This is a genomic window from Microcoleus sp. bin38.metabat.b11b12b14.051, assembly GCF_013299165.1.
Taxonomy (GTDB): Bacteria; Cyanobacteriota; Cyanobacteriia; order Cyanobacteriales; family Microcoleaceae; genus Microcoleus.
Genome location: NZ_JAAFKD010000017.1, coordinates 1 through 25,675, shown reverse-complemented (window position 1 = coordinate 25,675; position 25,675 = coordinate 1). Strand labels below are relative to the sequence as shown.

Sequence of the window (25,675 nt, the reverse complement as noted above, 5' to 3'; positions counted from 1 at the left end):
GATAAAATTATTATAAGGCTAACATTTATGTATAGAAAATAGCAGCTTGACAAAACTTAATTTACAGGTCTAGGCATTCCCAATTTTGCTGAGCTAAGATTTCATCAATGTGAATGTCAAGCGATATCATGCAGCGCACCAATGTTCCAAATTCGGGAATTTCAGATTCTGTTAGTCCCACTCAGGGGGTTAATTTGGTTTGGCTGGCTCCTTTTTTGCTAGCGCTTGCTTGGTTTTGGGCCAATATCTCTGCTGTTAAGTGGCTGTTATCGTCGTTTGTTGAGATACCGACACTGTACAAGATAGCAATTGGTTTTCTGATTGTAGCATTAGTAGTGCGATCGCTCAATTCGGGCGATCGGCCGCGGGCATTTTCGACAAACTTCGTTTTGAGGCGCAATCCGCTGCTGTTAATGTTGGGTGCAGGCGTTTTGTCGATCGCCGCAGGGTGCACAATTAATATCCCGCAAGTTAGCGTAATGCTATTTATCCTCGGAACTTACGGGCTGTGCGGCTTCTTTGCGGAACCGAATTTTTGGCAAAAAAACTTGCCAATTGCCGGCTTGGTGGGTTGTCTTTTATCCTTCAGCAATCAGTTTAATAGCGGCCTGGGCTTACCAGCGCGAGTGATGACTGCTCATCTAGTAGAACAGTTGCTCTCAATCCTGCACGTGGGAGCTATTTCTTCTTACGATATCCTGATTTTGGAAAACGGCATTGCTCACGTTGATGTACCTTGCAGCGGCATTAAAACCCTGTTAGTCGGGACGCTATTTTTGCTATTCGCTACTTGGTTAGAAAGCCGAAAATTGAGTTTTAAATGGCTGGCAGTATGTGCTGCTAACTTGTTAATGTTGTTGTCTGCTAACGCTTTGCGGGTTGTCGTGTTAGTGCTGGTTGCCCAAGTTTGGCAACAGCCAACCTATGCAGAAATCCTCCACGTACCTCTGGGAATTGTCGGTTTAGTCTGCGCTTGTTTTTTGAGTTGGTTGATGCTGCAACAAGTTCCCAAATTTCGGATAACACAACAAATTGATTTTGACTCGCAACGAGATCCTGAAATACTGAAAAATCAGCCTCAGGCAAAAGCCGGAGTAATTGCGACGGTGGCTGTTCTTGCAGTGATTTCTCAATTGTATCATGTAGAAAGTACAAAAATAGCGATCGCCCCCCTGACACTTTCCAAACAAATCGTATCCGAATCAATTCCCCTAAATCCCAGCGAACAAAGATTTTTTGGCAATTACCCAGACACAAAAGCCGAAAAAAAGAGATTTGTGTCAGGTAACTTGCGCGGTTCCATGCTCGCAGTCGCCAGCACATCTTGGCAGACTTATCACGCACCCGAGTTATGCTTTGTAACCAGTGGCATCTCCGTCAATCGGATAGAACAAAAACAGCTAACTCCTGCCGTAACCGCTCGCTGGCTGTCTCTGAAGGACAACCAACTATCCGCTACATACTGGCTGCAATCTTCGCAGCAAACAACCGATAACTTCTTATCGCGCATCGGCAGCGACATCACCCATCGCAATCAGACTTGGGTGCTAGTTTCCATTCTTTTTGACAGTTCCGTAAATCCTGAAAATCCCGATGTAGAAGAGTTTACTGCTAACGTACATAATGCTGTTAAACAAAGCTTAAAAGGAGGAAAACATGAAAGCCAAGCAGGTATTTGATGCAATTTTTAAAATCATTTTTTGGGTGTGGAACCTGACATTTTTGTCAATAGTCTATCTCGGGATTTTGCCCTACCTGGCAATCCCGTTAATCCAAGCCACAATAGATGGAATAATTCCCCTAGAATTTTCCTTAACCCTAACAGCACTGATAGCAGTACCGACAGTATTTACCATAGTTGGGGCAAAGCGTTTTCAAAAGCAACCGCTACAGCTAATGCGGTTATTTTACGGAGTAGAAGCACCGTTATTTTTACTCTGCTTAATCAGGCTGTTCATGCTGCGAGAACTGAATCCAGCCAGCTCGCTAATTATCGCAACAATCGCTTTGTGCATCGCAGCATTTTTTGTAGAGATGCTGTACGGATATCTGGGAAAAAAAGAAAACGTTCAAGATATTTCAACCTCTCAAGATGATGGCAACAGAAAGCCCCGCTCGATTGGATTCATGGGAAACCAGCGAAGTGCGTGGATACAGTTAGCATTGCACAGCTTAATGTTGTTAGTGGGAACTTGGGCAGCAACATTGCTGATGTTTTACGCTCTACCTGTCGCACTTGTGATAATAGTTGGATTTTTTAGTTTTACCTGGGTGACACCACTTATAGAGTCTCTAAAGTACAGTTCATTTGCGATAATTTGGTGGGTGCCATTATCCTTGATTCTGTTTGGTCTTACTTCGAGCTTATTCGTCCTAATGCCTTCGCTTTACGGATTTCTCTACATCCAATCTGGACGAAAAATATTAAACAGTTTCGCTTCCCAATACGGGAAAAATCAAGCAATCATAGGCAGCTTGGGAGTTATGGCGGCTTGGCTGGCGATTTTCGCAGCTTTGCTACAGCAGCCCCAAATTCAAGCGATGAAAATGCTGGCGACTCCCGCAGCCAATGAGACTGCCCGTCAAACTTTATTAGCCAAGTCTGATATGATTCGATCGGGCTTAGTTAACGCTTATTTATCTCCGTACCGCTATCTCAGCACTGTGGGAGAAAACAATCACATTTATCAGATATACAAAAATACTTTCAGTTTGTCTGACGCAGCGGCTCGCAATGTGCAGAACAGCTACAATTTTATAATGTCGCCGTTTTTGTATCAAGGCTCAACTTCCGATGTCAAAAAAGCCGAAAAACTTTACGGCGAATTCTTCGATACCGAAATCCAAAAAGGTGACGCAGCAGCAGTCAAGTACGCGGTACAGTCAACATCTAACCGCGAAGAAGCCAAAGCTGGTTTGCTGAATGTCAATCAGGAAAAAGTATGGCTAGAATCGCAAGAAGTGACAGTCACAGAAAAGGGCGATTGGGCTGACGTTCAACTCTACGAAGTTTACAAAAATCAAACGCCCAACTTGCAAGAAGTATTTTACTACTTTTCCCTGCCGGAAAGTGCCACAGTTACAGGAGTTTGGTTGGGTGATACTGGCAATTTGAACAAGCGTTTTGCATTTACTGTGTCGCCCAGAGGTGCCGCACAGCAAGTTTATAACCAGCAGGTGAGAGAAAATGTAGATCCGGCTTTGCTTGAACAAATTGGCCCGAAACAATACCGCTTGCGAGCTTTTCCAATTCCAGCTAAACGAGAGTTTTCGCGCACGCAAACTAACGCGCCAACGGAAATGAATATGTGGCTGACTTACAAAGTTATGCGACAGCCGCAGGGTTGGGCTATGCCTGTTTTGGCTGAAAAACGCAATATTTTTTGGAATCAAAATACTCGCCGAGTCATAGGCGGAAAGGAGATTAAATACAGCCCGAAAGAGGCTAAAGAAATTTGGCTGCCGGAATTTGTGCCATCAGCTTCGCAGCAGCAACCAATACCGCGTTTAGCGAATTTGCCCGGGGAAAATACAATTTCGGCTAAGCCACTGGTTGATGCAAATTACTCGCTACCCCAGGGCAAAAAGTTTGCAGTGATTCTCGATACTTCCCGCAGCATGGCGGGGGAAAATAAGGAGGTTAAGGAGACTTTTGAATGGTTGAAAGCGAATAGTTTAAAAGCAAATTCGGTTGATTTGTATGTGGCGAGTGCTGCGGGGATGCCGCCGAAGTTGGTGGAAGATTTGCGGAGTTTTGATGTGGGAAAGTTGACGTTTTATGGTACGCTCCAACTTAAGAATATTCTGCAACAGTTTGCACAGTTGCGCGGTGATAAGACTTACGATACTGTATTCTTGGTGAGCGATCGCCACAGTTACGAGTTAGCGGACGATCGCAAAACCACCGTTTCTATAGCCTCGCCCCTATGGACAGTGCATTTGGGAGGTTTGCCCCCCGGTTATGACGACGCAACTTTAAAGCTGATTCAAGATAGTGGCGGCGGAGTTTCTACGGATATCAAAGAGGCGATGCAGCGAGTGGCGACGACAACAGCATCGGGTAAGTCTGTAATCAGTGTTGTTGATGGTTATGTTTGGAGTTACAGCAAAACGCCGAAGGCGACGACAGCGGTTGCAAAAATTACAGATGGTGATAATGAAGGTTTTAAACCGATAGCTGCGCGGCAGTTGATAACTGCACTTAGCAAGCAGAAAACTGCTAATCAGTTGACTCAGTTGGATGCGATGCACTCGTTGGCTAAAACCTTTAAAGTGGTGACGCCCTATTCTTCGATGATTGTGTTGGTTAATGACGCGCAAAGGGCACAGCTAAAGGCGGCGGAAGCTAAGAGCGATCGATTTGAAAGAAAGGTAGAATCGGGTAAGGAGGAGTTGACGAAACCTAGCAATCCTTTGAATGTTTCTGGGGTGCCTGAGCCGGAAGAATGGCTGCTTTTGATTTTTGGGGCGATCGGGCTTTTGGGGGTTTTCATCCGTCAGCAGCGGGCGAAAATTGTAGGTTGAAAGTGAGAAGTGCGATGGTTGTTGAAATCCTACAAATTTCAACAACCATCGCACTCTTAGAAGTTTGTAGTGAGGACTTCAGTCCGCATCCATTTTAGGAAATCAGGACTAAAGTTTTTACTAAAAACCATTTACAAGTTTGTAGTGAGGACTTCAATCCGCATCCATTTTAGGAAATTAGGACTAAAGTCCTTACTACAAACCACTTATAAGTTTGTAGTGAGGACTTCAGTCCTCCTTAATGATTTTGACAAATCAGGACTAAAGTCCTTACTACGAACCAATTTCTACAAAAACGATCTCGCCCTCAATCTTCACCGGATAAGACTCTAGCGAATCACTGGGTGCATTCAAACATTTACCCGTATCTAATTTGTACCGATATTTGTGAAAAGGACAGGTAATAATGCCGTCACTTACCCTACCCATATCGATCGGATATTCCAAATGAGTGCAAGCATTGCGGTAACAAGTGACATTCGCACCTTGGCGATTCAAAATTAGTGAAGTTTCCTCAACTTTTACCTTCAAAATATCCGATTCGGGAATCTGATTTAGCGCTGTTATTTCTACCCACATATGATTTTTAGGCTTAAATAAATTATGACGGATTGATTGGCGATTCTGAAGTGCTATAGCAATCCTAAATGATTTGTACATATTTGTAGGGGTAGTGCCCCCGTGCCTACCCCCAGCGTCAACTAAAGAGGGCAACCACGGGGGGTTGCCCCTACAAGAATTACACTGATGAACGGACTGGATAATGATTTAGGATTGCTATATTATACTGATAATTTGTCACTCAAAATTCAAAGTCATGGCAAAATTACCAAACCAGACTATTAGCACTATTTTCATATTGCAACAGCGGTTAGTCGCACTTCTGGATATAGCAACAACAGCAGAATATTCCCTCTTACAGCAATTTGGAGAAACAGAGGAAACAATGCCTGAGTTAGAAGCAATTGATCATGTGAAAGAACGTCTGAGAATTCCCTACAACCGTTTGCACAGAATCTTGCAACAGGTGGCAGAATCTCAACCAGCAGCAACAGCCGATGTGCTAGACTTTTTGTATAGGACGATAGACCAGGGAGAGGCAATCGCCGATGCCTCAGAAGCCAGTATTCAAGAAATTAAAAGGAGTTGGAACCTGCCATGACTCAACAGCCGAGAATACCAGATTTAGAGACAAGACAGCAAAATGTTGCTAGGATGCGAGAATCTTGTCGCCTGCTTGATGTTTGGACGCTAAAATTAGATGAAGTCCTCGCAATGTTAGAAGCTGATAACCGCCGTCAGCGACAGGAACGTTTAGAGGGCAAATATCGGCGAGTGCAAGAAAAAGTAGCGGAATAAGCGCGATCAATAAAGAGGACAAATAAGATTAACAATCCTCTTTCCCGATCGACAAACTGTCCAATGTCTCCTACGGATGAATCTGGCTCAAAATCACCCGCAATCTGTCATAATCATCTTTCAACAAAACACTTAAATTTCTCCCGGCTTCTACCAACCAAGATCGATCGCGCATTCGCAACTGATAAATCTCCCGAATCGTCGCCGCCGCCAGTGCATCCACAGGCGCATTTGTCACTCCCAGCAGCGTCCTCAAAAAATCCAACTGTACCGTAAAATCAATCACCTCATCCGGTTCGCAGCGATAAACTGCTTGGTGAATTTGTGGCGGGCGTGGCGGCAAATACTGATAAATTGTACCCCTAGATGGGCCGTGGCCGTTGAACCTTTCCGGTGGCTTCTCAAACCCCACAATCGCCACTCTAAACTCGGTTTTGAGCATCGCAAAAATCTGCGGTTGTTCTTCCCGCAACTCTTCCAGCGACAAACCCAAGGCGCGAGCTCTGTGCACAGAGTCGATCGGGCTAGTGGTAGCATGGTAAACCACGCCGTAGATTTGATTTTTTGATTCTTCATCTTCCGCCTTCACCCAACTCCCAAAAGGCGGCATCACCGGAAAACTCAAGTCATCCGGTTCTAAACATTGAGCCAAAAACTCCGTAGTTGCTGTCTCGATGACTTCGGCAATGCGATCGGGATGGCGCTCTTTTGTTGTAAATTGGGGTAAAGGTAAACGCATAATTTTAGTTAGTCATTTGTCATTTGTTTTGTGTTGTTTTCAATGCTATTGACTCAGTTGCCTTGTCTTGGTCTTTTTACCAATTATAAATTATCAATTACATCATTTACGGTCAATTCTGCATAATAAAAACGGTTTGATCGTTCGGACTTTAGTCCGCATTCATCAAGGACTAAAGTCCTCACAATAAAAACGGTTTGATCGTTCGGACTTTAGTCCGCATTCATCAAGGACTAAAGTCCGAACGATCAAACCAATCTTATTGTCAACTGACTATTTCGCGCGGCCAGCCGTAGCATCCACTAGATCCAACTGCGACAGGCGGAAAGTAATCAGCTTGTCCCAATTGCCACCTTCAAACAGTACCGCGACTTTGCCATCGGTAACTCGCTGGACAAGTCCTTGAAAGCCGTAGTAAATCTCGCCCTTATCTTTAACTCGAACTGCCGAACCAGGAAAAATCATAATTGTTTGAATGTTGTGTTTGCTGTTGATAGTTTAACGCTAGAACAGGCAAGATGCCTGTTCCACACACACAGGCAAGATGCCTGTTCCACACACACAGGCAAGATGCCTGTTCCACACACACAGGCAAGATGCCTGTTCCACACCCACTCACACACACACAGGCAAGATGCCTGTTCCACACTCACTCACGGACTTCCACGTGGAGGTAGAGGTAGCTGTCAACAGTCAACAGTCAACAGTCAACAGTCAACAGTCAACTCAAGCTAGGGCTGCTACAGAAACCTTACCAGCAATCCGACCCGCGATCGCCCGCAACTCCCTCGCCGAAGCAGAATCCGGTTGACCCACGACAATCGGCACGCCCGAATCGCCACCTTCCCGCAACGGAATTTCCAGCGGAATGCGGCCTAACAGCGGCACTCCCAACTCAGCCGCCGTTCTTTCCCCGCCCCCGGAACCGAAAATATCGTACTGCTTGTCAGGCATATCCGGCGGCACAAAATAGCTCATGTTTTCCACAATTCCCAATACCGAGACTCCCAACTGCTGGAACATCTTTAAACCCTTGCGGGAGTCCAACAAAGCCACCGTCTGCGGCGTCGTCACAATCACCACACCGGCCATCGGTACCGCTTGCGCCATTGTCAACTGCGCGTCTCCCGTACCCGGAGGCATATCGACAATCAGATAGTCTAAATCGCCCCAATTCGCCTGGTAGAGGAACTGTCGGATGATTCCGTTCAACATTGGGCCGCGCCAAATTACAGGCTGGTCTTTGTCAATTAAAAACGCCATCGAGACTAATTTGACGCCGTAGTTGAAAGCGGGTTCGAGGGTTTCTCCGCTTTTTCCGTCCCTCACCATCACTTTCGCATCCCCCAAACCCAACATATTTGGGTCGTTGGGCCCATAGATATCGGCATCTAGCAAACCTACCTTCGCGCCAGTTTGCGCCAGGGCTACGGCCACGTTTACCGCTACCGTGCTTTTGCCGACGCCACCTTTGCCGCTGGAAATTGCGATAATATTTTTAACGCCTTCTATGCCTTGGCGATCGACCATTCCTTTCTGCTGCGGAGTCTCGGCTGTGACCTCTACGGTCACTTTTTCCACTCCTGGCAACTGTTTGACCGCTTTTTTGCAATCATCGACAATAAATTCTCGCAGCGGGCAAGCAGGCGTTGTCAGCACTAAAGTAAAACTGACGACACCGCCGTCAATTTTAATGTTACGAATCATGTTCAATTCCACCAAACTCTTTTGCAGTTCGGGGTCTTGCACAGGTCGCAGGATTTCTAAGACTGAACTAATATCGAGTGTATTGGGCATTGTGTTCTCCACCATAGCTCTGCAATTTGGTCAACGAATTATCGATCGCAAGTTTAAGTATATTTTTATTGCTATTTTTTAATGTAACTTCATAGCGATCATTTGCAGACCTGCGGTGGCATAATTATATGGCGACAGGATTTGGGAACTATCGTACATCTCAAACTCACATCCGATCGCTAAGAACTTCTACGACTGAAAGCAATTTGGTCACAATCCCCGAATTGATCCGTGGTCGCAATTCTTCAATCTAAAATCTAAAATCTAAAATCTAAAATCGGATGACAGTTTCTACAACACTTAAAACCGCGACTTCCCCGTTTTTGCCACCCGCTGACTCTAGAGCTAGAGTCAGCCAATTTATGAAAAGCCTACAAGACGAAATTTGTCAAGCCCTCGAACAGCTCGATGGCGGTGGCAAATTTAAAGAAGACTCTTGGGAACGCTCCGAAGGCGGGGGCGGACGTTCTCGCGTGATGCGCGAAGGTGATGTGTTTGAACAAGGTGGAGTCAATTTTTCCCAAGTTTGGGGCGAAAGTTTGCCGGCCTTGATTCTTGCTAAGCACCCAGAAGCTGCCGGTCACGATTTTTACGCCACTGGTACTTCGATGGTGCTACACCCCCGCAATCCGTACTTGCCTACGGTGCACCTGAATTACCGCTATTTTGAGGCTGGCCCGATTTGGTGGTTTGGTGGTGGAGTCGATTTGACTCCTTATTACCTGTTGGATGAGGATGCTGCTCATTTCCACAAAACTCTGAAATCAGCTTGCGACAAACACCACTCAGACTATTATCCGACATTTAAACTCTGGTGCGACGAATATTTCTACCTCCCGCACCGCCAAGAAACCCGCGGCATCGGCGGCCTGTTTTTTGACTACCAAAACGCTCAAGGCCCGATTTACCGCGACCAGAATGTCAAGGGGAAAGCTGCTGAGTACAGCAAGAATGCCGGCCACCCAGAACCCAGAAGCTGGGAGTCGCTGTTCGCCTTCGTACAGGACTGCGGCCGCGCATTTTTGCCGGCTTACACCCCAATTGTTGACAAACATCGATCGAAAGCATACGGTGATCGCGAGCGCGATTTTCAACTTTACCGCCGCGGCCGTTACGTTGAATTTAACTTAGTGTACGATCGGGGCACGACCTTTGGCTTACAGACCAACGGACGTACCGAATCGATTCTGATGTCCCTGCCACCTCTGGTACGCTGGGAATATTGTTTCGAGCCAGAACCCAACTCTCCAGAAGCCGAACTCTACTCAAAGTTCTTAAAACCGCAAGATTGGGCGAATTGGTTGCCTCAGCAGTCACCGACCTGAGTTAAACTACTGAGAAAGTAACCACCGCGATAAATAGTAATAAATTTGAGGGAAGGGTCAGTGATTCATATTGATCAAAAAACCCACACGCTATCTGACGGTACAACAGTTATCGTCTTAGCACCGACAGGACGGTTGGACATCACGACAGCTTGGCAATTCCGCCTCAAGTTGCAAGAGTGTATTTCCAAACTCAGCCGTCATGTCGTCGTGAATCTTGGTCAGGTAAACTTTATCGATAGTTCTGGCCTGACCTCGTTGGTAGCCGGTATGCGCGATGCGGATAAAGTTAAGGGCAGTTTCCGCATTTGCAATGTTCATCCAGAAGCCAAACTGGTGTTTGAAGTCACCATGATGGATTCTGTCTTTGAAATATTTGAAACGGAAGAAGAAGCTCTAGAGGGGGTGCCGCGCGCAAGTTGATGGCTCTTGCTGACATCGATTTCGGTGTAAGGACAATTTAAGTCAAACTTTCACCCGCCTCCGCAGGTTGAAGAAGACCGGGCGATTGAAATCGCGTCTACACAAACTTTCACCTGCCTCCGCAGGTTAAAGACCGGGCGGTGAAAATTACGTCATCGAAAAATTGGGCGGAGCGTAGCGGAGGGTTGAAACCTCCCCCCTTTTAGGGGGACTTTTAGTCTATAATTAAAAGTCTACCGCAGGGCTTGCGGGAGGCAATAGCCAAAGCCTGTGGAGCGAGCATAAGACCGGAAAACCCTTCGGGAGGTGGAGGCAGTTGCAATGAAACAGGAACCCAAATAGCGATGTTTGGGAATCGCCGCACTTTTAGGGCGGTGAGAATGTCAACTTCTTCTTTAGTCCGCGGAGGCGGACTTTGTTTTTGTAGGCGCGGTTTCAACCGCCGTCCGATCTTTGTTTGTCTAGAGGCGGTTTCAACCCCCGTCCGATCTGCTCCCAAGCGTATTGGCCAATATCTCAGAAGCAAAATCCTGACGCTTGATAAATCTAAAAGGGCCCATTAAAGCTCCCCAGATAGCCTTGCCTGTCGTGGGGCTTATTCCTTTGTCGTAGCTGAGAAATTCCTCGTCTGCGGCTTCAAATCCCAAGTCTACTTGGTAATTTTGCCCCTCGTAGGCAAAGCCGCAGCGAGTGCCCTCCGGCAGAGATGCTCGAAAGCGATAGCGGTTTGAACCTAAATTTTGCACCGCAACCGAGAGGGTGCAGCCCGGGAGCAGTTGGATTTGCTCGCTAGTTAGCTTTTCGAGCAATTCCCGATTGCTCCCAGCTCCCTTGACGGCTGCAATGTCCTTAAACATATAATACTGAGCTTCTATCTCTCCGGGCGCTGTCTTCACGGGTCTCAGTTGCACGATGCGCGGGCGGTAGGGCTTGTCTAGTTCCAGAATGTTCGCTTGTTCGGCAAACAGCGCAATGCTGGGTTCGTCGAATAGACGCACCGGCAGGGGTCTTTGCCAAAAACGAAGGTGGACGTACCACGCTGGGTCTGCTAGCGCTTGTTCCCGATTGTCAAATTCGCCCGCCATGTACTGGGCTAAAGCTTTTAATTCAGGAGAAATTGTCATGTTTGTTTGATTTTTGAGGGTTTTAGCTTGACAATTACAAAAAATTGTGGTGATCAAAAGAGCGGGGTCGATCGACTCAGAAGATTAGATGTTTGACCGATCCCAGCTAAGCTATGATTGTAAACGTACTTGGGTTTTGCCCTGGTAGCGCGACAAATTAATTGTTGCTGCCGATCGCAGGTAAAATCTTATCGATAAAATTTAGCCTCGCTGTCTCGGCCGCACCGCTAAAAAACTGGCCATTTGGTCAGCGCGCTCCCCAATAGACTCCCCGACTTGACTCACGCCGCACCGTCCCAGGCCGCTGCTGCAAAATTATTTATCTATAAGACTCAGGTGAACAATAACCGTACTGTTTCAGATACTAAGCGAAGTTTCTATACGATTCACACTCGACCGATTAACTCAATTTACCGTCGAGTGGTGGAAGAGTTGATGGTAGAAATGCACTTGCTTTCGGCGAATGTCGATTTTCAATACGATCCGATTTATGCTTTGGGCGTGGTGACAGCTTTCGATCAATTCATGCTTGGGTACGCCCCAGAAGCAGACAGACTTTCGATTTTTAACGCTTTGTGCAAATCCCTAGAAGACGATCCCGATCGCTACAAACGTGACGCTCACCGCTTGGAAAGCTTGGCAGAGCGACTTTCGGGCCCAGAATTGGTGTCGTGGCTCGATCGCTCCACTAGCTTTGAAGATACAGGAGATTTGCAAGCATCGTTAGCGGCGATCGCCAGCAACGCTCAATTTAAGTACAGTCGCTTATTCGCGATCGGCTTGTTCTCGCTGTTAGAAAAAGCTGACGCCGAGATGGTAAAAAACCCAGAAACTCGCAACGACGCGATCGCCAAAGTCAGCGCTGCCTTGCACCTGCCTGAAGACAAAGTTAGCAAAGATTTAGATTTGTACCGCAGCAATTTGGAAAAAATGGTGCAAGCGCGAATAGTGCTTCAAGATGTCATCCAAGCGGAGCGCAAAAAACGGGAAAAGCGAGACACCAAAGTTAGCGCCAGCCCGACTGCCGACTCATCTGACAGCAGCAATTAATCGTTGGCAGCCAAAAGCAAGAGTTTATTTATTTTATAAAACAAATAGATTAAACTCTTAAATTTAAATTTTTTGTTGAACTCTGACAGATGCCTTGTGCCTTGAGATAAATGTTGGTGGCTCAACAACTAAAAGTCCCGCTTTTTCAAAAAAGCGGGATTCACTTAACTAGCCAAGTGAGCGGTTGGTGGCGGTACTAAGGCTGCGGCTCAAAATTAGTGGCGTTAGCTTGCAGCCAAGTGCTTAGCTGTGAAAGAACTTCGTTTCCAGAAGACTTGCCCAAAGCTGTGGGGTTTGGGGTGTCTGGCCTGTCCAAGTTGCGGGCGATCGCTGAGTTGACTTCTTTGGAAATCAAATCGTGAAGTTGCTCTTTAGCCCTAGCCCTTTGAAAGTGAGCTCCCTCTTCCGTCGTAGCGTACAAAGGTGGCAGCCTATTTAAAGCATAAGCCGCAATATCTCCCACATCCAGACTCAGGTCGCTCGTCGCCTCAATGTCGGCAACCCTAGCGATCGCATCGCTCAGCACCAACTCTTCCATGACGTTGATGAACTGTTTGCGTGGCAACACCACAACTTCCCCGGTCAACAAAGCTCCCATCAGGCGATCGAGAGCCATGTACTCTTCGATCGACAATTCCGAAGCCGTATTGCAGATTCGTCCCACCTCAGCTTCCATAGACGGCGTTAAATAGCCATCTTGCAAAGCCTGTTCCACAATTTTTTCAATACTCATATATGCTTCCCGCTCAACGGCATCATTAATACAGTTTTGTTTTGTAAAGACGCGATTGCTGGCGTCTTGAGATTCGAGTTTTCAGGGTAGAGTTGAGCATTTTCATACAAATCCTAACTCAATATCGATCGCCTACAACAGTTATCGGGCCACCCCAGCCACAAACTTACCCCATAATTGACGGCTTTATTCGTCAAAATAGGTAAAAATTGCTACTCAACTCCCTGAAGCCGCCAAGGAACCGGATCGACGGACTGTCCGTGCACGTACAGTCCCCAGTGGAGGTGAGGGCCTGTCGAAGCCCCGGTAGACCCCAAAGCGCCGATTACTTGACCGGCTTTGACGAATTCGCCCTCTCTAACATCAATCCGACTCAGGTGCATCAAAATACTTGCTACCCCTTGACCGTGATCGATACCTACGACATTCCCGTGGATTTTAAAGCCTTGGGATTCGCGTCCCACCAGAGACACCCGACCGGCCGCCGGTGCGACTACAGGAGAACCATAATCACCAGCGTAATCGACGCCGCGGTGGTAGTAGTCTTTAGCAAATACTCCATTATAGTATCGGCGCACGCCGTAAATAGTGGTAATTTCGCCGGAGTTGGGGCGCAACAATTTGCCGTCCCAGAATTTTTGGGGTGTCACGAGTGCTTTAAAGGCGTCTACGCGATCGAATTCGGCATCCGTACCTTCCCCGTCTTTACCCGGAGGTAGCCAGATTGACTGAGTGGGAAAATCTCGATCGCGCACTTGCACATTCAACTTCTGCACTTGTCCGTCACCCGAGACTTGCAGAAGGCGAGCACCAGCCTTCTCTAGCGGAGTTGTCGGTAGCAGGGCCCGAAAGCGATTATTGCCGATCGGAAAAGCTGGGTAATTTTTTTGCAGTACAGAAACCGTGGGAGTCGAGCTGCTACTATTTACCTGAATAATTACTGACAGCGTATCTCCCAGTTCGGGATTTGCCGGTGTCACCTGCACCTGCAAAGCTTGCACGGGCGATACCAGACTGAGAATGCTGGCAATAATTCCCCCACTGACGATCGACCTTTTCATGCTTGTTCTCAACAGCTTACACTCCCAAATAGCACCTACAACTATTTCCGTAATTGACTTGGAGTTAGCTTGATTCACAGTCGTTGTCATCACCGAGATCCTCAATCTTTGTCCAGCTAATGTTACACAAAGCTCCTAAGTTTATCACGCTCTCGACCTAAAAAGTCAAGGAATATTAAGCTGACACACAGTAGATAAATGTAGCTTATGAAAGCGCAAAGCATAACGAATTATTTGTCTGCTTTTTAGGTGGCTGCGTCAGTTGTGAATATTTGACATAGCTATTCAGTAAATGCCACATTGGTTAATCGTACAGAGGTTAAAATGCCATGCCAAACGAGCCAAATCAACCTAGAGAATATGATGCCGTCCTCGGCAGTCAAAATTCAACTCCCATCGATGCGGCTGTTCTAGGAGGAATTGCAGGTGTTAAAAGCCGCTTAGCCTCGCCCGCGATCGAAGTGAGAATCGCTGGACTGTCCCAAGCGCTGAAATACGGAGAAAACGGTTTAGATTTGATCTTCCTTCAAGGACTGGAAGATAAATCACCGAAAGTAAAATTTGCAGCCTATAATCTGCTGAAAGCTCAAGCTGAATTTAAGGCAAAATTGAAATTAAATGATTTTTTTTATAGCTTTAAGTTTGAGGTCATCAGAGTAGATAAGCAGGGCATAGCAATCAGCCGTCGCGTTAAGTCGGCTCAATCTTTTATCGAAGACTTAGGTGACTCAACAGCGATCGACATGGTTTATATTCCGGGTGACACATTCCAGATGGGTGGCTCAGATGACTCACGTTCCGTACAACGGCGAGTAACGATCGAACCTTTTTTTATGGGGAAATATACCGTTACCCAAGAACAGTGGAAAAAGGTAATGGAAAAGGGTTCATACTATTTTCAAGGAGGTAAATGACCAGCCGAATCAGTATCATGGGATGAATCTGTGGAATTTTGCGATCGGCTTACTAAAAAAACAGGCAATAGTTATCGTTTACCTTCTGAAGCAGAATGGGAATATGCTTGTCGTGCGGGAACGACGACACGTTTCTTTTTTGGTGATAAAATCACACATGATTTGGTTAACACTGGATTTGACTTAAATATGTGGTGTTATCTGGAGACTTGTTGGGGTCATCCTGATTACTATACTTGTACAGATTATCGCGAACACACACTTGATGTAGGGCAGTTTTATCCTAATGGTTTTGGGCTGTTTGATATGCACGGAAATGTTTGGGAATGGTGCAGCGATCCCTACCACTCTAACTATAACGGTGCCCCTTCTGACGGAAGTTCCTGGGAAATAGGTGGAGAAGAGAATCAACGGATGTTGCGTGGAGGTTCTTGGAATAGTAATAGCTGCCAGTGCTCTAGTTCGTATCGTCACCATCTCTCGCGGGACAGCGGGAAGATGGGCATTGGTTTTCGTGTTGTTGTCGGCCTTGGATGAATAATTTCTCCACACAATAGAATGTGCGTCGCTATCTACAATCTTCAAATTCCATTTCTCATCTCACAGAGAGACCCACGCTACACAAACGACAATAAACGTACACCATGATAAAGCCGCTCAATACAAAAAAGTAATCAACACCACTCCATCCAGCCTGAAATAGATTAAAAAAAGTAACTTGATTTAATCTCTCCGTACTCATCTGGTTGATGTGAAACATTACCACCAATAAAGCTGCAATCCCTCGATAAACCTGCAAGAGATTAAGCTTTTTGTGAGCATTTGAACTCTTTGTCATGAGAAAATACCTTGTTCAAGAGTGGCAGTTGGGCTGGCTACTCAACTATAATCAACACTCTCAACCTAGTCAACACATTAAACACTATAATATAACTTTACACTTTTTTCATAAAGTTGTGCAAGAAGACTTCCGACTGATCGTTGACTTAGTTCTAGTTCTCGCTGCTGCCGCAGCAGGAGGACTCTTTGCATCGCTATTGCGACAACCGGTAATTCTCGGATACCTTCTGGGAGGGATCGTAGTTGGGCCGGCTGGTTTGGGGTTGATCAAAGAATTAATTCAGGTAGATACCCTAGCTGAATTCGGCGTTGCCTTTCTGTTGTTTGCCTTGGGAGTAGAGTTTTCCTTTGCCGAACTCCAAAAAGTTAAAGCGATTAGTTTGGGCGGCGGGGGTTTGCAAATTGTGCTGACGATCGCCTTTACTACTGCAATTTCCTTGGGTGTAGGCTGGGTACAATCCCCCGCCCAAGGCGTGTTTTTAGGGGCGATTCTGTCGCTTTCCTCGACAGCAGTTGTACTCAAGTGCTTGATGGAACGCAACGAAGGCGGTACTTCCCACGGTCAAGTCATGCTGGGAATCTTGGTAGTGCAAGATTTGGCCTTGGGGCTAATGCTGGCAGTTTTGCCGGCACTCAATCAGCCCGCAGAGGCGATCGGCATGACGGTAGCCTGGGCACTGTTGCGGATCGGGTTATTTGCTGCCGGTGCAGTCGTCGCGGGCATTTGGATTGTCCCGCAATTGCTGCGCTACCTCGCACAAACAGAAAGCCGTGAACTGTTTTTGCTGGGAGTTGTGGTTTTGGCTTTAAGCATTGCGCTGCTGACAGAATATTTGGGTTTCTCGATCGAAATGGGCGCATTTGTAGCAGGCTTGATGATTTCTGAGGTGGAATATGCCGACCAAACTCTAACTTATGTTGAGCCTTTGCGAGATATTTTTGCATCCCTATTTTTTGTCACCATCGGAATGTTAATCGACCCGGTGTTTCTCTGGAACCATCTAGAGTTAATTCTGGGACTGGTATTTATAGTATTTGTCGGCAAATTCTTGATTATAACGCCGATTGTCCGACTATTTGGCTATCCCCTAAAAACAGCATTAATCACAGGTTTGGGCTTAGCTCAAATCGGAGAATTCTCCTTTGTACTAGCTAGTTCCGGCCAAGCTATGGGACTGGTTTCGCGAAATGTTTACCTATTAATCTTAGGAACAACGGCAGTCACTTTGGTACTGACGCCGTTTGTATTGAGAAGCGTGCCGCAGTTATTCAAATGGGCGGAAAATTTCGGGCCTTTGCAGCGCTATTTTGACGAAACATCTCAACCAGTCGAAATAGCTGAAACTTTGCCTGAACAAAATCATGTTGTGGTTTGTGGCTACGGGCGAGTTGGCAGAAATTTAGTCAAAATGCTGCAAAGTCGCAACTGTTCAATTGTCGTGATCGATGAGTCGGAAAGCAGAATTCAAGAGTGCAGAGTGTTAGGAATTCCTTACATTTACGGGAATGCTGCCAGCTTGCACGTATTGGAAGCCGCTGGGGTAGAACGCGCCAAGGCAATGGCGGTGACGCTTCCCGATCCTATGAGCACTCGTTTGTGTCTGAAGCGGGCTTTAGAATTAGTCCCGGATTTGGATATCGTGGTGCGCGCCAACAAAGATAAAGATATCGAACTGCTTTACCAACTGGGGGCTTGGGAAGTTGTGCAACCGGAGTTTGAGGCGAGTTTAGAACTGTCAGCCCACTTGCTGGCGGGTATGGGTTTGTCAGCAATGGCGATTGGGCGAGAAATCCAGCAAATTCGCAGCAGCCGCTATCTGGAATTGCGGCCGGCGCGGGAACCTTTGGCGGTTTCGCGGGATTTGAAAGTAGCGGTTCGAGATCTCAACAGCGATTGGTACAACTTGCCGGAGGGTTCTCCATTCGCCGGGATGACTCTGGAAGAAACTAACTTGCGGCAGTTGACAGGGGTCAGCGTAATGGCGATCGTCCGCGAAGATGGCGACGAAATTGATTATCCTAACGGGAAGGCTGCTTTGCTCTCGGGCGATCGACTTTTGGTAGTCGGTGAACCGGAAGAACTAATCAGTTTTGAGTTACTGGCGAAGGGCGAAGTTGCAGTGCCGCAGGGCAACAGTTCTTGTCAGTGGCTGAGGCTGCCAGCAAACAGCCCTTGGGTGGGTCAAAAACTCTCAGAGGTTGATTTGCTGACTCAGTACGGGGTGCAGGTGCGGGCGATCCGCCGGGAAGGGAAGTTTACTCGCTGGCCCGAGGGAACTACTGATTTGCAAGAGGGCGATCGTTTGCTGCTGTGCGGCGGCTTCTACGAGATCGGCTTGATGCAGCGGACGGCGGCCTCGCCTCCGGTGCCACAACCTGCCTTAAAGCTACCTTTTGTCACCGCCCAAGTCAGCGAAAAGTTGTTTAGTGATTAGTTATGGGGCATGGGGCATGGGGCATCTCGCCCTGAGCGAAGTCGAAGGGTGGGGCATGGGGCATGGGGCATGGGGCATTGGGCATGGGGCATCTCGCCCTGAGCGAAGTCGAAGGGTGGGGCATGGGGCATGGGGCATGGGGCAAACAGGCCAAACAGGTCATTGGTCAGAAGGAAGAGGGAATATTTTTTCCGTCTCCCCTTCTCCCTGTCTCCCCGTCTCCCCCTCTCCTCACCCGTTGGGTTTGATATAGGCAATTGCCGATCGCGAGATCAGAATTTGTGTTTCTGAGGCATCGACGAGGCAAATGCAGCTATGATCCTGCCAAAAAATTCTGCCGGCTAGCGAGTCGCCGGTCATGAGTTTAATTTCTACCTGTTCTTTGTCTTTGATGTAGCTTTGTATTAGTCGAACACTGGGCAATCCGGTCTCAAATTCTGACATAGTGGAAAATGGGTAAATTGGTCATTGGGCAAACAGGGCATGGGGCATGGGGCATGGGGCATGGGGCATGGGGCATTGGCCAAACAGGGCATGGGGCATTGGCCAAACAGGGCATGGGGCATTGGGCATTGGCCATTAGTCATTAGTCTTTGGTGGCCAACTGAGGAGTGAGGACTTAGGACTAATGACATCCGGGCGGGACGCAAGGGGCAAATGACTAAAGAATTAATGACTTACGCAAGTGTATCAACTAATTAGTTTTAACCAACAGAGGTTTGTTTTTATGCCGATCGAGTTTGCGAAGTATCACGGATTGGGCAATGATTTTATTCTGATTGACAACCGCCACTCCTCAGAACCAGTTTTAACACCAGAACAAGCTGTGTCCGTGTGCGATCGACATTTCGGGATTGGCGCAGACGGTGTAATCTTTGCGCTACCGGGTCAAAACGGCACTGACTATACGATGCGGATTTTTAACTCCGACGGTTCGGAACCGGAAATGTGCGGCAACGGAATTCGCTGTTTGGCTAAGTTTATTGCCGATTTGGAAGGTGAGAAGGCGAAAACAGAGTATCGCATCCACACTCTGGCGGGTGTGATTAGCCCTGAATTGCTTGTTGACGGTCAAGTTAAGGTGGATATGGGAGTTCCCCGGCTGCTGGCTGCGGAAATTCCGACAACTTTAGCCGCACCTGATGCCAAAGTTATAGATGTGCCGATCGAAGTTGCTGATAAATCTTGGTCTGTTACCTGCGTCAGCATGGGAAATCCTCACTGCATTACCTTTGTAGACGATGTTTCGGCTGTTGCTTTAGAAACTGTCGGCCCTCAATTCGAGAACAATCCAGCTTTCCCGCAGCGTATAAATACGGAATTTATTCAAGTAATACGACGAGACTATGTAAAAATGCGGGTGTGGGAAAGGGGCGCAGGTGTTACTCTAGCTTGTGGGACTGGTGCTTGTGCTTCTGTGGTGGCTGGAGTGTTGGTCGGAAAGTGCGATCGAACAACTGCTGTTGAACTCCCCGGCGGCGTTTTGGAAATCGAATGGGCAGAAGTTTCTGGGCGGATTTACATGACTGGGCCAGCCAAGCGAGTATTTACTGGTTGTCAGTTGACAGTTGACAGTTGACAGTGGTCATTGGTCATTAGTCATTAGTCATTGGTGATCAGTCATCAGTCATTTTACCCGCTTGCGAAGCCGAAGGGTGGTCATCAGTCAATGGTCATTGGTCATTAGTTATTGGTCAGAAGGAGTTTTTTGGGGAATTGACAAACAAGGAAAAGTATTGAATTCAAAATTTTTCTTTAATTATGAATAATGCTGAATGACTAATGGCTTGCACCTTCAAAAGTCATCGGCTGAACACTAATGACAAATGACAAACGACAAATGACAAATGACTGATGACTAATGACTAATGACTAATGACTAAAATCTAAAATCTAAAATCTAAAATCTAAAATTTACTAGGTGGATGTGCATGGCTGGAGGTATTTATCTGATTCAGGACGACGACAGGCTGGTAGAAATGATGGAGCAGCCCTACGACTCGGAAGACCAGTTACAAGACTTGCTTGTAACTTATCCTAATCTGATCGCGGGAGACCAAATCGATCGCGCGACGGCGCGGAAGTGGCTGTTAATTTCGCGGGAATCAGCAGTGCCCACCGATGAAGAAAGTGCCGTCCAGTGGTCGCTGGATCATTTGTTTCTAGACCAAAATGCAGTTCCTACTTTAGTGGATGTCCGGCGCACTCCTAATGCTGCACTCCGGCAAAAAGTTTTAGGTCAGTCGATCGACTATGCTGCTAATGCGTTGGTTTATTGGCCGATCGATTCAATTATTGCTTTGTTTGAAGCTAATTGTCGCGATCGGGGACGCGATCCAGAACACATTTTTGAAGAGTTTCTCGGTGCGGATGCTAATGAAGACCTATTTTGGCAAAAGGTTAAAACTAATTTGCAAGCGGGTAAAGTTCGCTTAGTATTTGTAGCAGACGAGATTTCGGCTGAAATGCGCCGCGTTGTGGAATTTCTCAACGAACAAATGGACCCGGTTGAAGTTTTGGCACTCGAAATTAAGCAGTATGTAAGTGAAGACGGTTTGAAAACATTGGTTCCCAGAGTAATCGGTCAGACCGCCGAAGCACAGCAGAAAAAATCCAGTGCCACGCGCGAAAGAAGGCGCTGGGATGAATCGTCATTTTTTGCAGAAATCAAAGCTAGACGGGGCGCAGACGAGGCGCAAATCGCAAGAGCAATTTACCTTTGGGCGAAAACTCAAGAACCCGAAATTCAAATCCATTGGGGAACGGGGGATGCTTACGGCGGTTTCGCAGCACAATTGCATCATAAGGGAAGAAAGCCATATCAGTTATTCACTGTAGATATTGCTGGCAGAATGGAAATTTCTGCTGACAATTACGGTTCCGGGCCGCCGTTTAATGCTGAGCAAAATTGGCTGGAATTGAGAAATAAGCTAAGTTCGATCGGTCTCTCACTACCTAAAGAACCTGGAGAAAAAAGGTCTCCGAGTCTGGCTTTATCTACTTTGGAAGACGAATTTGCCCTCCAGCAAGTTATGGAAACTTTTAACTGGGTAGTTGACAAAATCAAAAGTTTATAGTCGTCATTTGTAGGGTTTGTAGTGAGGACTTTAGTCCGCATCCATCCCAGGACGAAAGTCCTCACAGAACCACTTTTATTAGGGGGAATTGCTTGTTGCCAGGCTCTGCGAAATCAGGGGAAATCGGTCGGAAGAGCATTTTTTTAACTCCCGACTTATAGGAGAGAGGACTGTAGGAAGTGTTTAAGTTATTAAATTTTCGTTTCTTAGTCCTTTTATGGATGCGGACTAAAGTCCGCACTACAAACCGTTTTTGTTGTGGTAATCGACCGGACACGATCTGACTGATGGCTGCCGACTACTGATAGCGAATGTTGGCTTGTTTCAAGCGTCTCAAAGCTTCTCCCAGCCGATCGCAATCTGCAATCAAACTCACCCTCACATATCCTTCGCCGCCAGGGCCGAAAGCATTACCAGGAGTGACAACAACACCAGTTTGCTGCAAAATATTCAAGGCAAAATCCGTCGAACTCATGCCCGGAGTACAAGGAACCCAAAGATACATTGCAGCCAGAGGTTTAGGAATATTCCAGCCCAATTGGGCTAATCCTTCAACCATAAAATCGCGGCGAGTGCGGTAGCGTTCCTGCACTTCGTGTAAGTAACTGTCGGGTAATTGCAGTGCAGTTTCTGCTGCTGCTTGCAAGGCGGAAAATATACCGTAATCTAAGTTAGTTTTTAAGGTACGCAAACCTTGAATTATCTTGCTATTTCCTACCACAAAACCGACTCGCCAGCCGGCCATATTATAGGTTTTTGACATGGTGTGAAATTCGACGCCGATTTCTTTGCCGCCGGGAATTTCTAACAAACTTGTCGGTTGATACCCGTCAAAAGCTAATTCGGCGTAACACAAGTCATGAACCAGCAAGATTTGATGTTTGTGGGCGAAAGCAACAATATCTTTATAAAATTCGCGGGGGGCAGTTGCTCCGGTCGGATTGCTGGGATAATTAAAGTAGAGAATTTTTGCTTGTTCGGCTACGCTGTCGGGAATAGAACCTAAGTCAATTACCCAGCCATTCTCTGGCTTGAGGATGATGTTGTGAACTTTGGCACCGGCGATGATGGGGCCGCGAAATAATACGGGATAAGCGGGACTTGGTACTAATACTACGTCGCCGGGATTGATATAGGCGATCGCAAAGTGTGCTAAACCTTCTTTTGAACCCAATAAAGGCAATGCTTCGCCTTCTGGATCTAGTTCAACATTGTAGCGGCGGCTGTACCATTTAGTAATTGTGCGGCGGAAACTGGCAGTTCCTTCAAAGGGTGGATAGCCATGATTTGCAGGATTTTGGATAGCTGCGACGGCGGCTTCTACTATCGGTTGCGGAGTCGCACCGTCGGGGTTTCCCATTCCTAAGTCTATCAGGTCGAGTCCTTGTTCGCGGGCGCGGGCTTTGAGTTCATCGAGACGGGCAAATACGTAGGGCGGTAGTTTTTGCAACCTGTCAGCAGGGCTAATCCAATCCAATGTCATTTGTTGTGTATCAGTTATTAGTTGTTTTCCGGGTTTGTAGTAAGGACTTTAGTCCTCTCTAACACAATACGGTTCAATTAATTTAACAGTGTTTATTCCCCGGAGATCCCCCTAAATCCCCCTTAAGAAGGGGGACTTTGAGAATACTCTTGTCCCCCCCTTAAGAAGGGGGGCTAGGGGGGATCTGTCTTAGGGGACTTTGAGAATACTCTTGTCCCCCCCTTAAGAAGGGGGGCTAGGGGGGATCTGTCTTAATGGAACCGTATTGCTTTCTAAAACAGTTTGTAGCCAGGACTTTAGTCCTTAACTACAAACTGTTTTAATGCTTAATTTTCAATTCTCCCACAGGTGCGGTAGTAGAAACCATCGCCGCCATTAATTGTTCGGGAACGACTTTAAATGGCAGTCTGTGGATGTCGGAATTGGGATTGCAAGCTATTTCGGCGGCGCGCTGTAATTGTGTGAGGCTAACGTCTCCGAGTCCTAAATTGTCTAAAGTTTGAGGCAATCCAATCTCAGTGTAGAATTTTAGTAGTTGCTGTCTGGCGGTGGCTGCGAGTTGATTGTTTTGCAGCATTTCTTCTAGTCGCAGTTGCACTAAAATGCCGTAGGCGACTTTTTCGCCGTGCAATGTGCCGTGACTTGCTAATAGATGAGTTAGGCCGTTGTGGACGGCGTGGGCGGCGACGGTGCGACACCCGGCCCCGCCGATTCCTCCGATTACTCCTGCTAGCAATACGGCGGCATCTGTGACTTCTTGCCAGGTTTCGCTACCGGGTTCTTTGAGGGCGGCGGCTGATTTTTGGAACAGGATATCTCGTAATATTCTAGCTTGTTGGACGGCGGCGATTATCATGGTTTGTTCGGAGTGTCCGCTGCTGACTGATGCTTCGTACCATTTGGCGATCGCATCTCCGATTCCTGCTACTAATGTCCGCTGCGGTGCAGTTTGAATTAAGCCGTAGTCCAGGATTAATAAATCGGGACATCTGGCTAATGTGACATCGTATTGAAATGCACCTTGTTCGGAATAAATGTTAGAAAGGGCTGTCCAAGCAGCACAGGTGGCTGCTGATGTGGGGATGGTGACGATCGCCATTTTGCACTGATGGGCGACAAGTTTGGCTGCATCTAAGGCTTTGCCGCCGCCGACGCCGATGATGAAGTCGGCTTTGTGGCTTTGGACAGCTTCGCGGAGGGTTTCGAGGCTGGTTTCGCTGCAATCCTTGCCGTAGGCTGTGTACGCGGATTGTAGGGGCGATGCCCCCGTGCTCGCCCTCGCCCCGCCTTCGAGGATTGGTTGCAGGTAGGGTTGGGCGGCGGCGAGGGAGTTGCTACCGCCGACAATTAAGGGCCGCTTTCCGAAACGGGCGATCGCATCTCCGGCTTGTGCGAGGGCGTTTTGACCCCGCAATACACAGGCGGGAGCAATTGTCAAGGAATAAATTGCAGTAGGGGCGGCGGTTTTGGTGCTTTGGGTGTGAGTCATCGAACCACTGGATAAGTGACGGGAAGGTTGACTGTACCAGGATTGCTGGATTTTATAGAATAACTCTAACTCGTCTTGGGCGATCGGGTAAGTTTTGTAAAGTTTTTATTAAGTATTGTGGTTGGGCATGGGCTGGGGGAGTTGAAGGGCGATCGGTATGATAAATTTACGGCAAAGCGAGGATGAAACCGATGACTCAAACTTTTCAAGACTTATCCACACAACAATTCGCTGACTTACCGGTGTTTCCAGGGACAAGTTGGGTTGTGTTAGCTGAGCCTGTACCGCAAGGCTCGATTCATCGGTTGAAGATGAAGCAAGGTACAATTATTCCAGTTCATACCCATCCGGCTGATGAGTATGTGTTTGTAGTTTCGGGTAGTCTTAAAACAGGCGATCGAGTGTGTGAAGCGGGATGCTTTTGGACAACGCCGAAAGGAACAAAACAGGGAGCGCACGAAGCGTTAACCGATGTAGAATTAATCACGATTCGTCTGGGAGCAATGGGAGAATTTGAATCAACATTAGGATGAATGAGATAGCTATGCAGCTAAATATCGCTAGTATATCGATATTTATTTCTCAGAATATGTGACATTAAATTGCACCCAAATCCCAAAAACATGACATTGAGCAAACCTACTATGCTGTCGATCGCTCTTTTATTAGTGCTAGGAAGCTCAATTATTCTCAATATTCTGCTGTTCAGTCGAGCCAAACAGTATTATCGCGAACTGAATCAAACTCGTTTAGATCCTCTGGGATTGAACGACCATCCTATCGATGCCCAGCCAGTTACTAATACCAAGCAAACCCGTGTGGTTTTCTTTGGTGACTCCAGGGCCGCCAGTTGGATAGCACCTAATCTCAATCAATATGAGTTCATCAACCGGGGAATTGGCTCTCAAACGTCTGTTCAAACTCTCCAGAGATTTACCTATCATGTGAGTTCCTTAAAACCCAAAATCATCATCATCCAAGTTGGTGTCAACGATTTGAAAACAATTCCCTTGTTTCCTGAACGCAGAAATGCGATCGTTGCCAATTGTCAAGGTAGTATTAAACGAATTGTCGAAGAATCTAGGAAGTTAGGTGCAGTAGTAATCGTGACTACTATTTTCCCCGTCGGAGAAGTGCCACTAGAACGCAAGGTGTTTTGGTCTGATGACATAAGTCGGGCAATTAAAGAAGTAAATGCCTACATCGCCACCTTAGCTGAAGAGAAAACTATCGTGTTTGATACCTTCCCTATTCTTGGCGATAGTCAGGGCATGATATTGCCGAAATATAGACGCGACGAAC

The 25,675-nt window shown here is 47.0% G+C and carries 25 protein-coding genes and 1 pseudogene; 15 read left to right on the top strand and 11 right to left on the bottom strand.

Features of this window, described 5'->3' with window-relative positions:
- The first annotated feature begins 113 nt into the window (after positions 1–113).
- Positions 114–1,679 carry an exosortase O gene (gene xrtO / locus QZW47_RS18390; protein WP_293129431.1) on the top strand — a complete coding sequence of 522 codons (1,566 nt, stop codon included), beginning with the start codon at positions 114–116 and terminating at the stop codon, positions 1,677–1,679.
- The gene (locus QZW47_RS18385) at positions 1,657–4,524 is read left to right on the top strand and encodes a TIGR02921 family PEP-CTERM protein (protein WP_293129429.1); all 2,868 of its coding nucleotides are present in this window, start codon (positions 1,657–1,659) and stop codon (positions 4,522–4,524) included. The genes xrtO and QZW47_RS18385 overlap by 23 nt, the downstream gene beginning before the upstream one ends.
- A 273-nt stretch (positions 4,525–4,797) precedes the next feature.
- On the opposite strand, the gene QZW47_RS18380 is transcribed toward QZW47_RS18385, so the two are convergent.
- Complete coding sequence (locus QZW47_RS18380; protein WP_293129427.1) at positions 4,798–5,184, bottom strand: Rieske (2Fe-2S) protein; 387 nt, start codon at positions 5,182–5,184, stop codon at positions 4,798–4,800.
- A 157-nt stretch (positions 5,185–5,341) separates the two neighbouring features.
- Here QZW47_RS18380 and QZW47_RS18375 point away from each other — a divergent pair, with 157 nt between their 5' ends.
- Together QZW47_RS18375 and QZW47_RS18370 are read left to right on the top strand one after the other, a co-directional pair.
- Complete coding sequence (locus QZW47_RS18375) at positions 5,342–5,686, top strand: hypothetical protein (RefSeq protein ID WP_293129425.1); 345 nt, start codon at positions 5,342–5,344, stop codon at positions 5,684–5,686.
- A complete protein-coding gene (locus QZW47_RS18370; protein WP_293129423.1) occupies positions 5,683–5,883 on the top strand; it encodes a hypothetical protein in 201 nt (66 codons plus the stop codon). Before QZW47_RS18375 ends, QZW47_RS18370 begins: the two co-directional genes overlap by 4 nt.
- 70 nt (positions 5,884–5,953) lie before the next feature.
- Here the strand turns inward: QZW47_RS18370 and QZW47_RS18365 are convergent, their stop codons facing one another.
- The 3 genes from QZW47_RS18365 to QZW47_RS18355 form a co-directional block, all read right to left on the bottom strand.
- Positions 5,954–6,622, bottom strand: a complete 669-nt coding sequence (locus QZW47_RS18365) for an HAS-barrel domain-containing protein (RefSeq protein WP_293129421.1) — start codon at positions 6,620–6,622, stop codon at positions 5,954–5,956.
- 273 nt (positions 6,623–6,895) lie between these two features.
- On the bottom strand, positions 6,896–7,087 hold the full coding sequence (locus QZW47_RS18360; RefSeq protein ID WP_106149246.1) for an NAD(P)H dehydrogenase subunit NdhS: 192 nt from the start codon (positions 7,085–7,087) through the stop codon (positions 6,896–6,898).
- Between the two features lie 261 nt (positions 7,088–7,348).
- The gene (locus tag QZW47_RS18355) at positions 7,349–8,419 is read right to left on the bottom strand and encodes an Mrp/NBP35 family ATP-binding protein (RefSeq protein WP_293129418.1); all 1,071 of its coding nucleotides are present in this window, start codon (positions 8,417–8,419) and stop codon (positions 7,349–7,351) included.
- Positions 8,420–8,700: 281 nt separating this feature from the next.
- On the opposite strand from QZW47_RS18355, the gene hemF reads away from it, so the two are divergent.
- Positions 8,701–9,744, top strand: a complete 1,044-nt coding sequence (hemF, locus tag QZW47_RS18350) for an oxygen-dependent coproporphyrinogen oxidase (RefSeq protein WP_293129416.1) — start codon at positions 8,701–8,703, stop codon at positions 9,742–9,744.
- Positions 9,745–9,804: 60 nt separating this feature from the next.
- Positions 9,805–10,167: an STAS domain-containing protein gene (locus tag QZW47_RS18345; RefSeq protein ID WP_106149243.1), complete on the top strand. Its 363-nt coding sequence runs from the start codon at positions 9,805–9,807 to the stop codon at positions 10,165–10,167.
- A gap of 473 nt (positions 10,168–10,640) precedes the next feature.
- Here the strand turns inward: QZW47_RS18345 and QZW47_RS18340 are convergent, their stop codons facing one another.
- Positions 10,641–11,291, bottom strand: coding sequence for a chromophore lyase CpcT/CpeT (locus tag QZW47_RS18340; RefSeq protein ID WP_293129409.1), 651 nt, complete (start codon positions 11,289–11,291; stop codon positions 10,641–10,643).
- A 336-nt stretch (positions 11,292–11,627) separates the two neighbouring features.
- On the opposite strand from QZW47_RS18340, the gene psb29 reads away from it, so the two are divergent.
- Positions 11,628–12,341 (top strand): photosystem II biogenesis protein Psp29, encoded by a 714-nt coding sequence (gene psb29 / locus QZW47_RS18335; RefSeq protein ID WP_293129407.1) that lies wholly within the window; start codon positions 11,628–11,630, stop codon positions 12,339–12,341.
- Positions 12,342–12,537: 196 nt separating this feature from the next.
- Here psb29 and QZW47_RS18330 read toward each other — a convergent pair whose 3' ends face one another.
- Together QZW47_RS18330 and QZW47_RS18325 are read right to left on the bottom strand one after the other, a co-directional pair.
- The gene (locus tag QZW47_RS18330) at positions 12,538–13,074 is read right to left on the bottom strand and encodes a late competence development ComFB family protein (RefSeq protein WP_293129405.1); all 537 of its coding nucleotides are present in this window, start codon (positions 13,072–13,074) and stop codon (positions 12,538–12,540) included.
- Positions 13,075–13,286: 212 nt separating this feature from the next.
- Positions 13,287–14,225 carry a M23 family metallopeptidase gene (locus QZW47_RS18325; protein WP_293129403.1) on the bottom strand — a complete coding sequence of 313 codons (939 nt, stop codon included), beginning with the start codon at positions 14,223–14,225 and terminating at the stop codon, positions 13,287–13,289.
- Between the two features lie 239 nt (positions 14,226–14,464).
- On the opposite strand from QZW47_RS18325, the pseudogene QZW47_RS30180 reads away from it, so the two are divergent.
- Positions 14,465–15,586, top strand: a pseudogene (locus QZW47_RS30180) (formylglycine-generating enzyme family protein).
- Positions 15,587–15,644: 58 nt separating this feature from the next.
- Here QZW47_RS30180 and QZW47_RS18315 read toward each other — a convergent pair.
- Positions 15,645–15,887 carry a hypothetical protein gene (locus QZW47_RS18315; RefSeq protein ID WP_293129401.1) on the bottom strand — a complete coding sequence of 81 codons (243 nt, stop codon included), beginning with the start codon at positions 15,885–15,887 and terminating at the stop codon, positions 15,645–15,647.
- Positions 15,888–16,005: 118 nt separating this feature from the next.
- Between QZW47_RS18315 and QZW47_RS18310 the strand changes: the two genes are divergently transcribed.
- Complete coding sequence (locus QZW47_RS18310) at positions 16,006–18,324, top strand: cation:proton antiporter (protein ID WP_293129664.1); 2,319 nt, start codon at positions 16,006–16,008, stop codon at positions 18,322–18,324.
- Positions 18,317–18,577 (top strand): hypothetical protein, encoded by a 261-nt coding sequence (locus tag QZW47_RS18305; protein WP_293129399.1) that lies wholly within the window; start codon positions 18,317–18,319, stop codon positions 18,575–18,577. The genes QZW47_RS18310 and QZW47_RS18305 overlap by 8 nt, the downstream gene beginning before the upstream one ends.
- Here QZW47_RS18305 and QZW47_RS18300 read toward each other — a convergent pair.
- Positions 18,556–18,768 (bottom strand): RNA chaperone Hfq, encoded by a 213-nt coding sequence (locus QZW47_RS18300; RefSeq protein ID WP_293129397.1) that lies wholly within the window; start codon positions 18,766–18,768, stop codon positions 18,556–18,558. The genes QZW47_RS18305 and QZW47_RS18300 overlap by 22 nt on opposite strands.
- 8 nt (positions 18,769–18,776) lie before the next feature.
- Here QZW47_RS18300 and QZW47_RS18295 point away from each other — a divergent pair, with 8 nt between their 5' ends.
- The 3 genes from QZW47_RS18295 (at position 18,777) to QZW47_RS18285 (ending at position 21,401) form a co-directional block, all read left to right on the top strand.
- Positions 18,777–18,914: a hypothetical protein gene (locus QZW47_RS18295; protein WP_293129395.1), complete on the top strand. Its 138-nt coding sequence runs from the start codon at positions 18,777–18,779 to the stop codon at positions 18,912–18,914.
- A gap of 137 nt (positions 18,915–19,051) precedes the next feature.
- The gene (dapF, locus tag QZW47_RS18290; protein ID WP_293129393.1) at positions 19,052–19,903 is read left to right on the top strand and encodes a diaminopimelate epimerase; all 852 of its coding nucleotides are present in this window, start codon (positions 19,052–19,054) and stop codon (positions 19,901–19,903) included.
- Between the two features lie 352 nt (positions 19,904–20,255).
- Positions 20,256–21,401, top strand: a complete 1,146-nt coding sequence (locus tag QZW47_RS18285; protein ID WP_293129391.1) for a hypothetical protein — start codon at positions 20,256–20,258, stop codon at positions 21,399–21,401.
- A 298-nt stretch (positions 21,402–21,699) separates the two neighbouring features.
- On the opposite strand, the gene QZW47_RS18280 is transcribed toward QZW47_RS18285, so the two are convergent.
- Complete coding sequence (locus tag QZW47_RS18280) at positions 21,700–22,884, bottom strand: aspartate aminotransferase (protein WP_293129389.1); 1,185 nt, start codon at positions 22,882–22,884, stop codon at positions 21,700–21,702.
- Between the two features lie 319 nt (positions 22,885–23,203).
- Positions 23,204–24,373, bottom strand: coding sequence for an iron-containing alcohol dehydrogenase family protein (locus QZW47_RS18275; protein ID WP_293129387.1), 1,170 nt, complete (start codon positions 24,371–24,373; stop codon positions 23,204–23,206).
- Between the two features lie 191 nt (positions 24,374–24,564).
- On the opposite strand from QZW47_RS18275, the gene QZW47_RS18270 reads away from it, so the two are divergent.
- Both QZW47_RS18270 and QZW47_RS18265 read left to right on the top strand, forming a co-directional pair.
- The gene (locus tag QZW47_RS18270) at positions 24,565–24,906 is read left to right on the top strand and encodes a DUF4437 domain-containing protein (protein WP_293129386.1); all 342 of its coding nucleotides are present in this window, start codon (positions 24,565–24,567) and stop codon (positions 24,904–24,906) included.
- 96 nt (positions 24,907–25,002) lie between these two features.
- The coding region (locus tag QZW47_RS18265; protein WP_293129384.1) for a GDSL-type esterase/lipase family protein at positions 25,003–25,675 on the top strand (673 nt) is incomplete at its 3' end.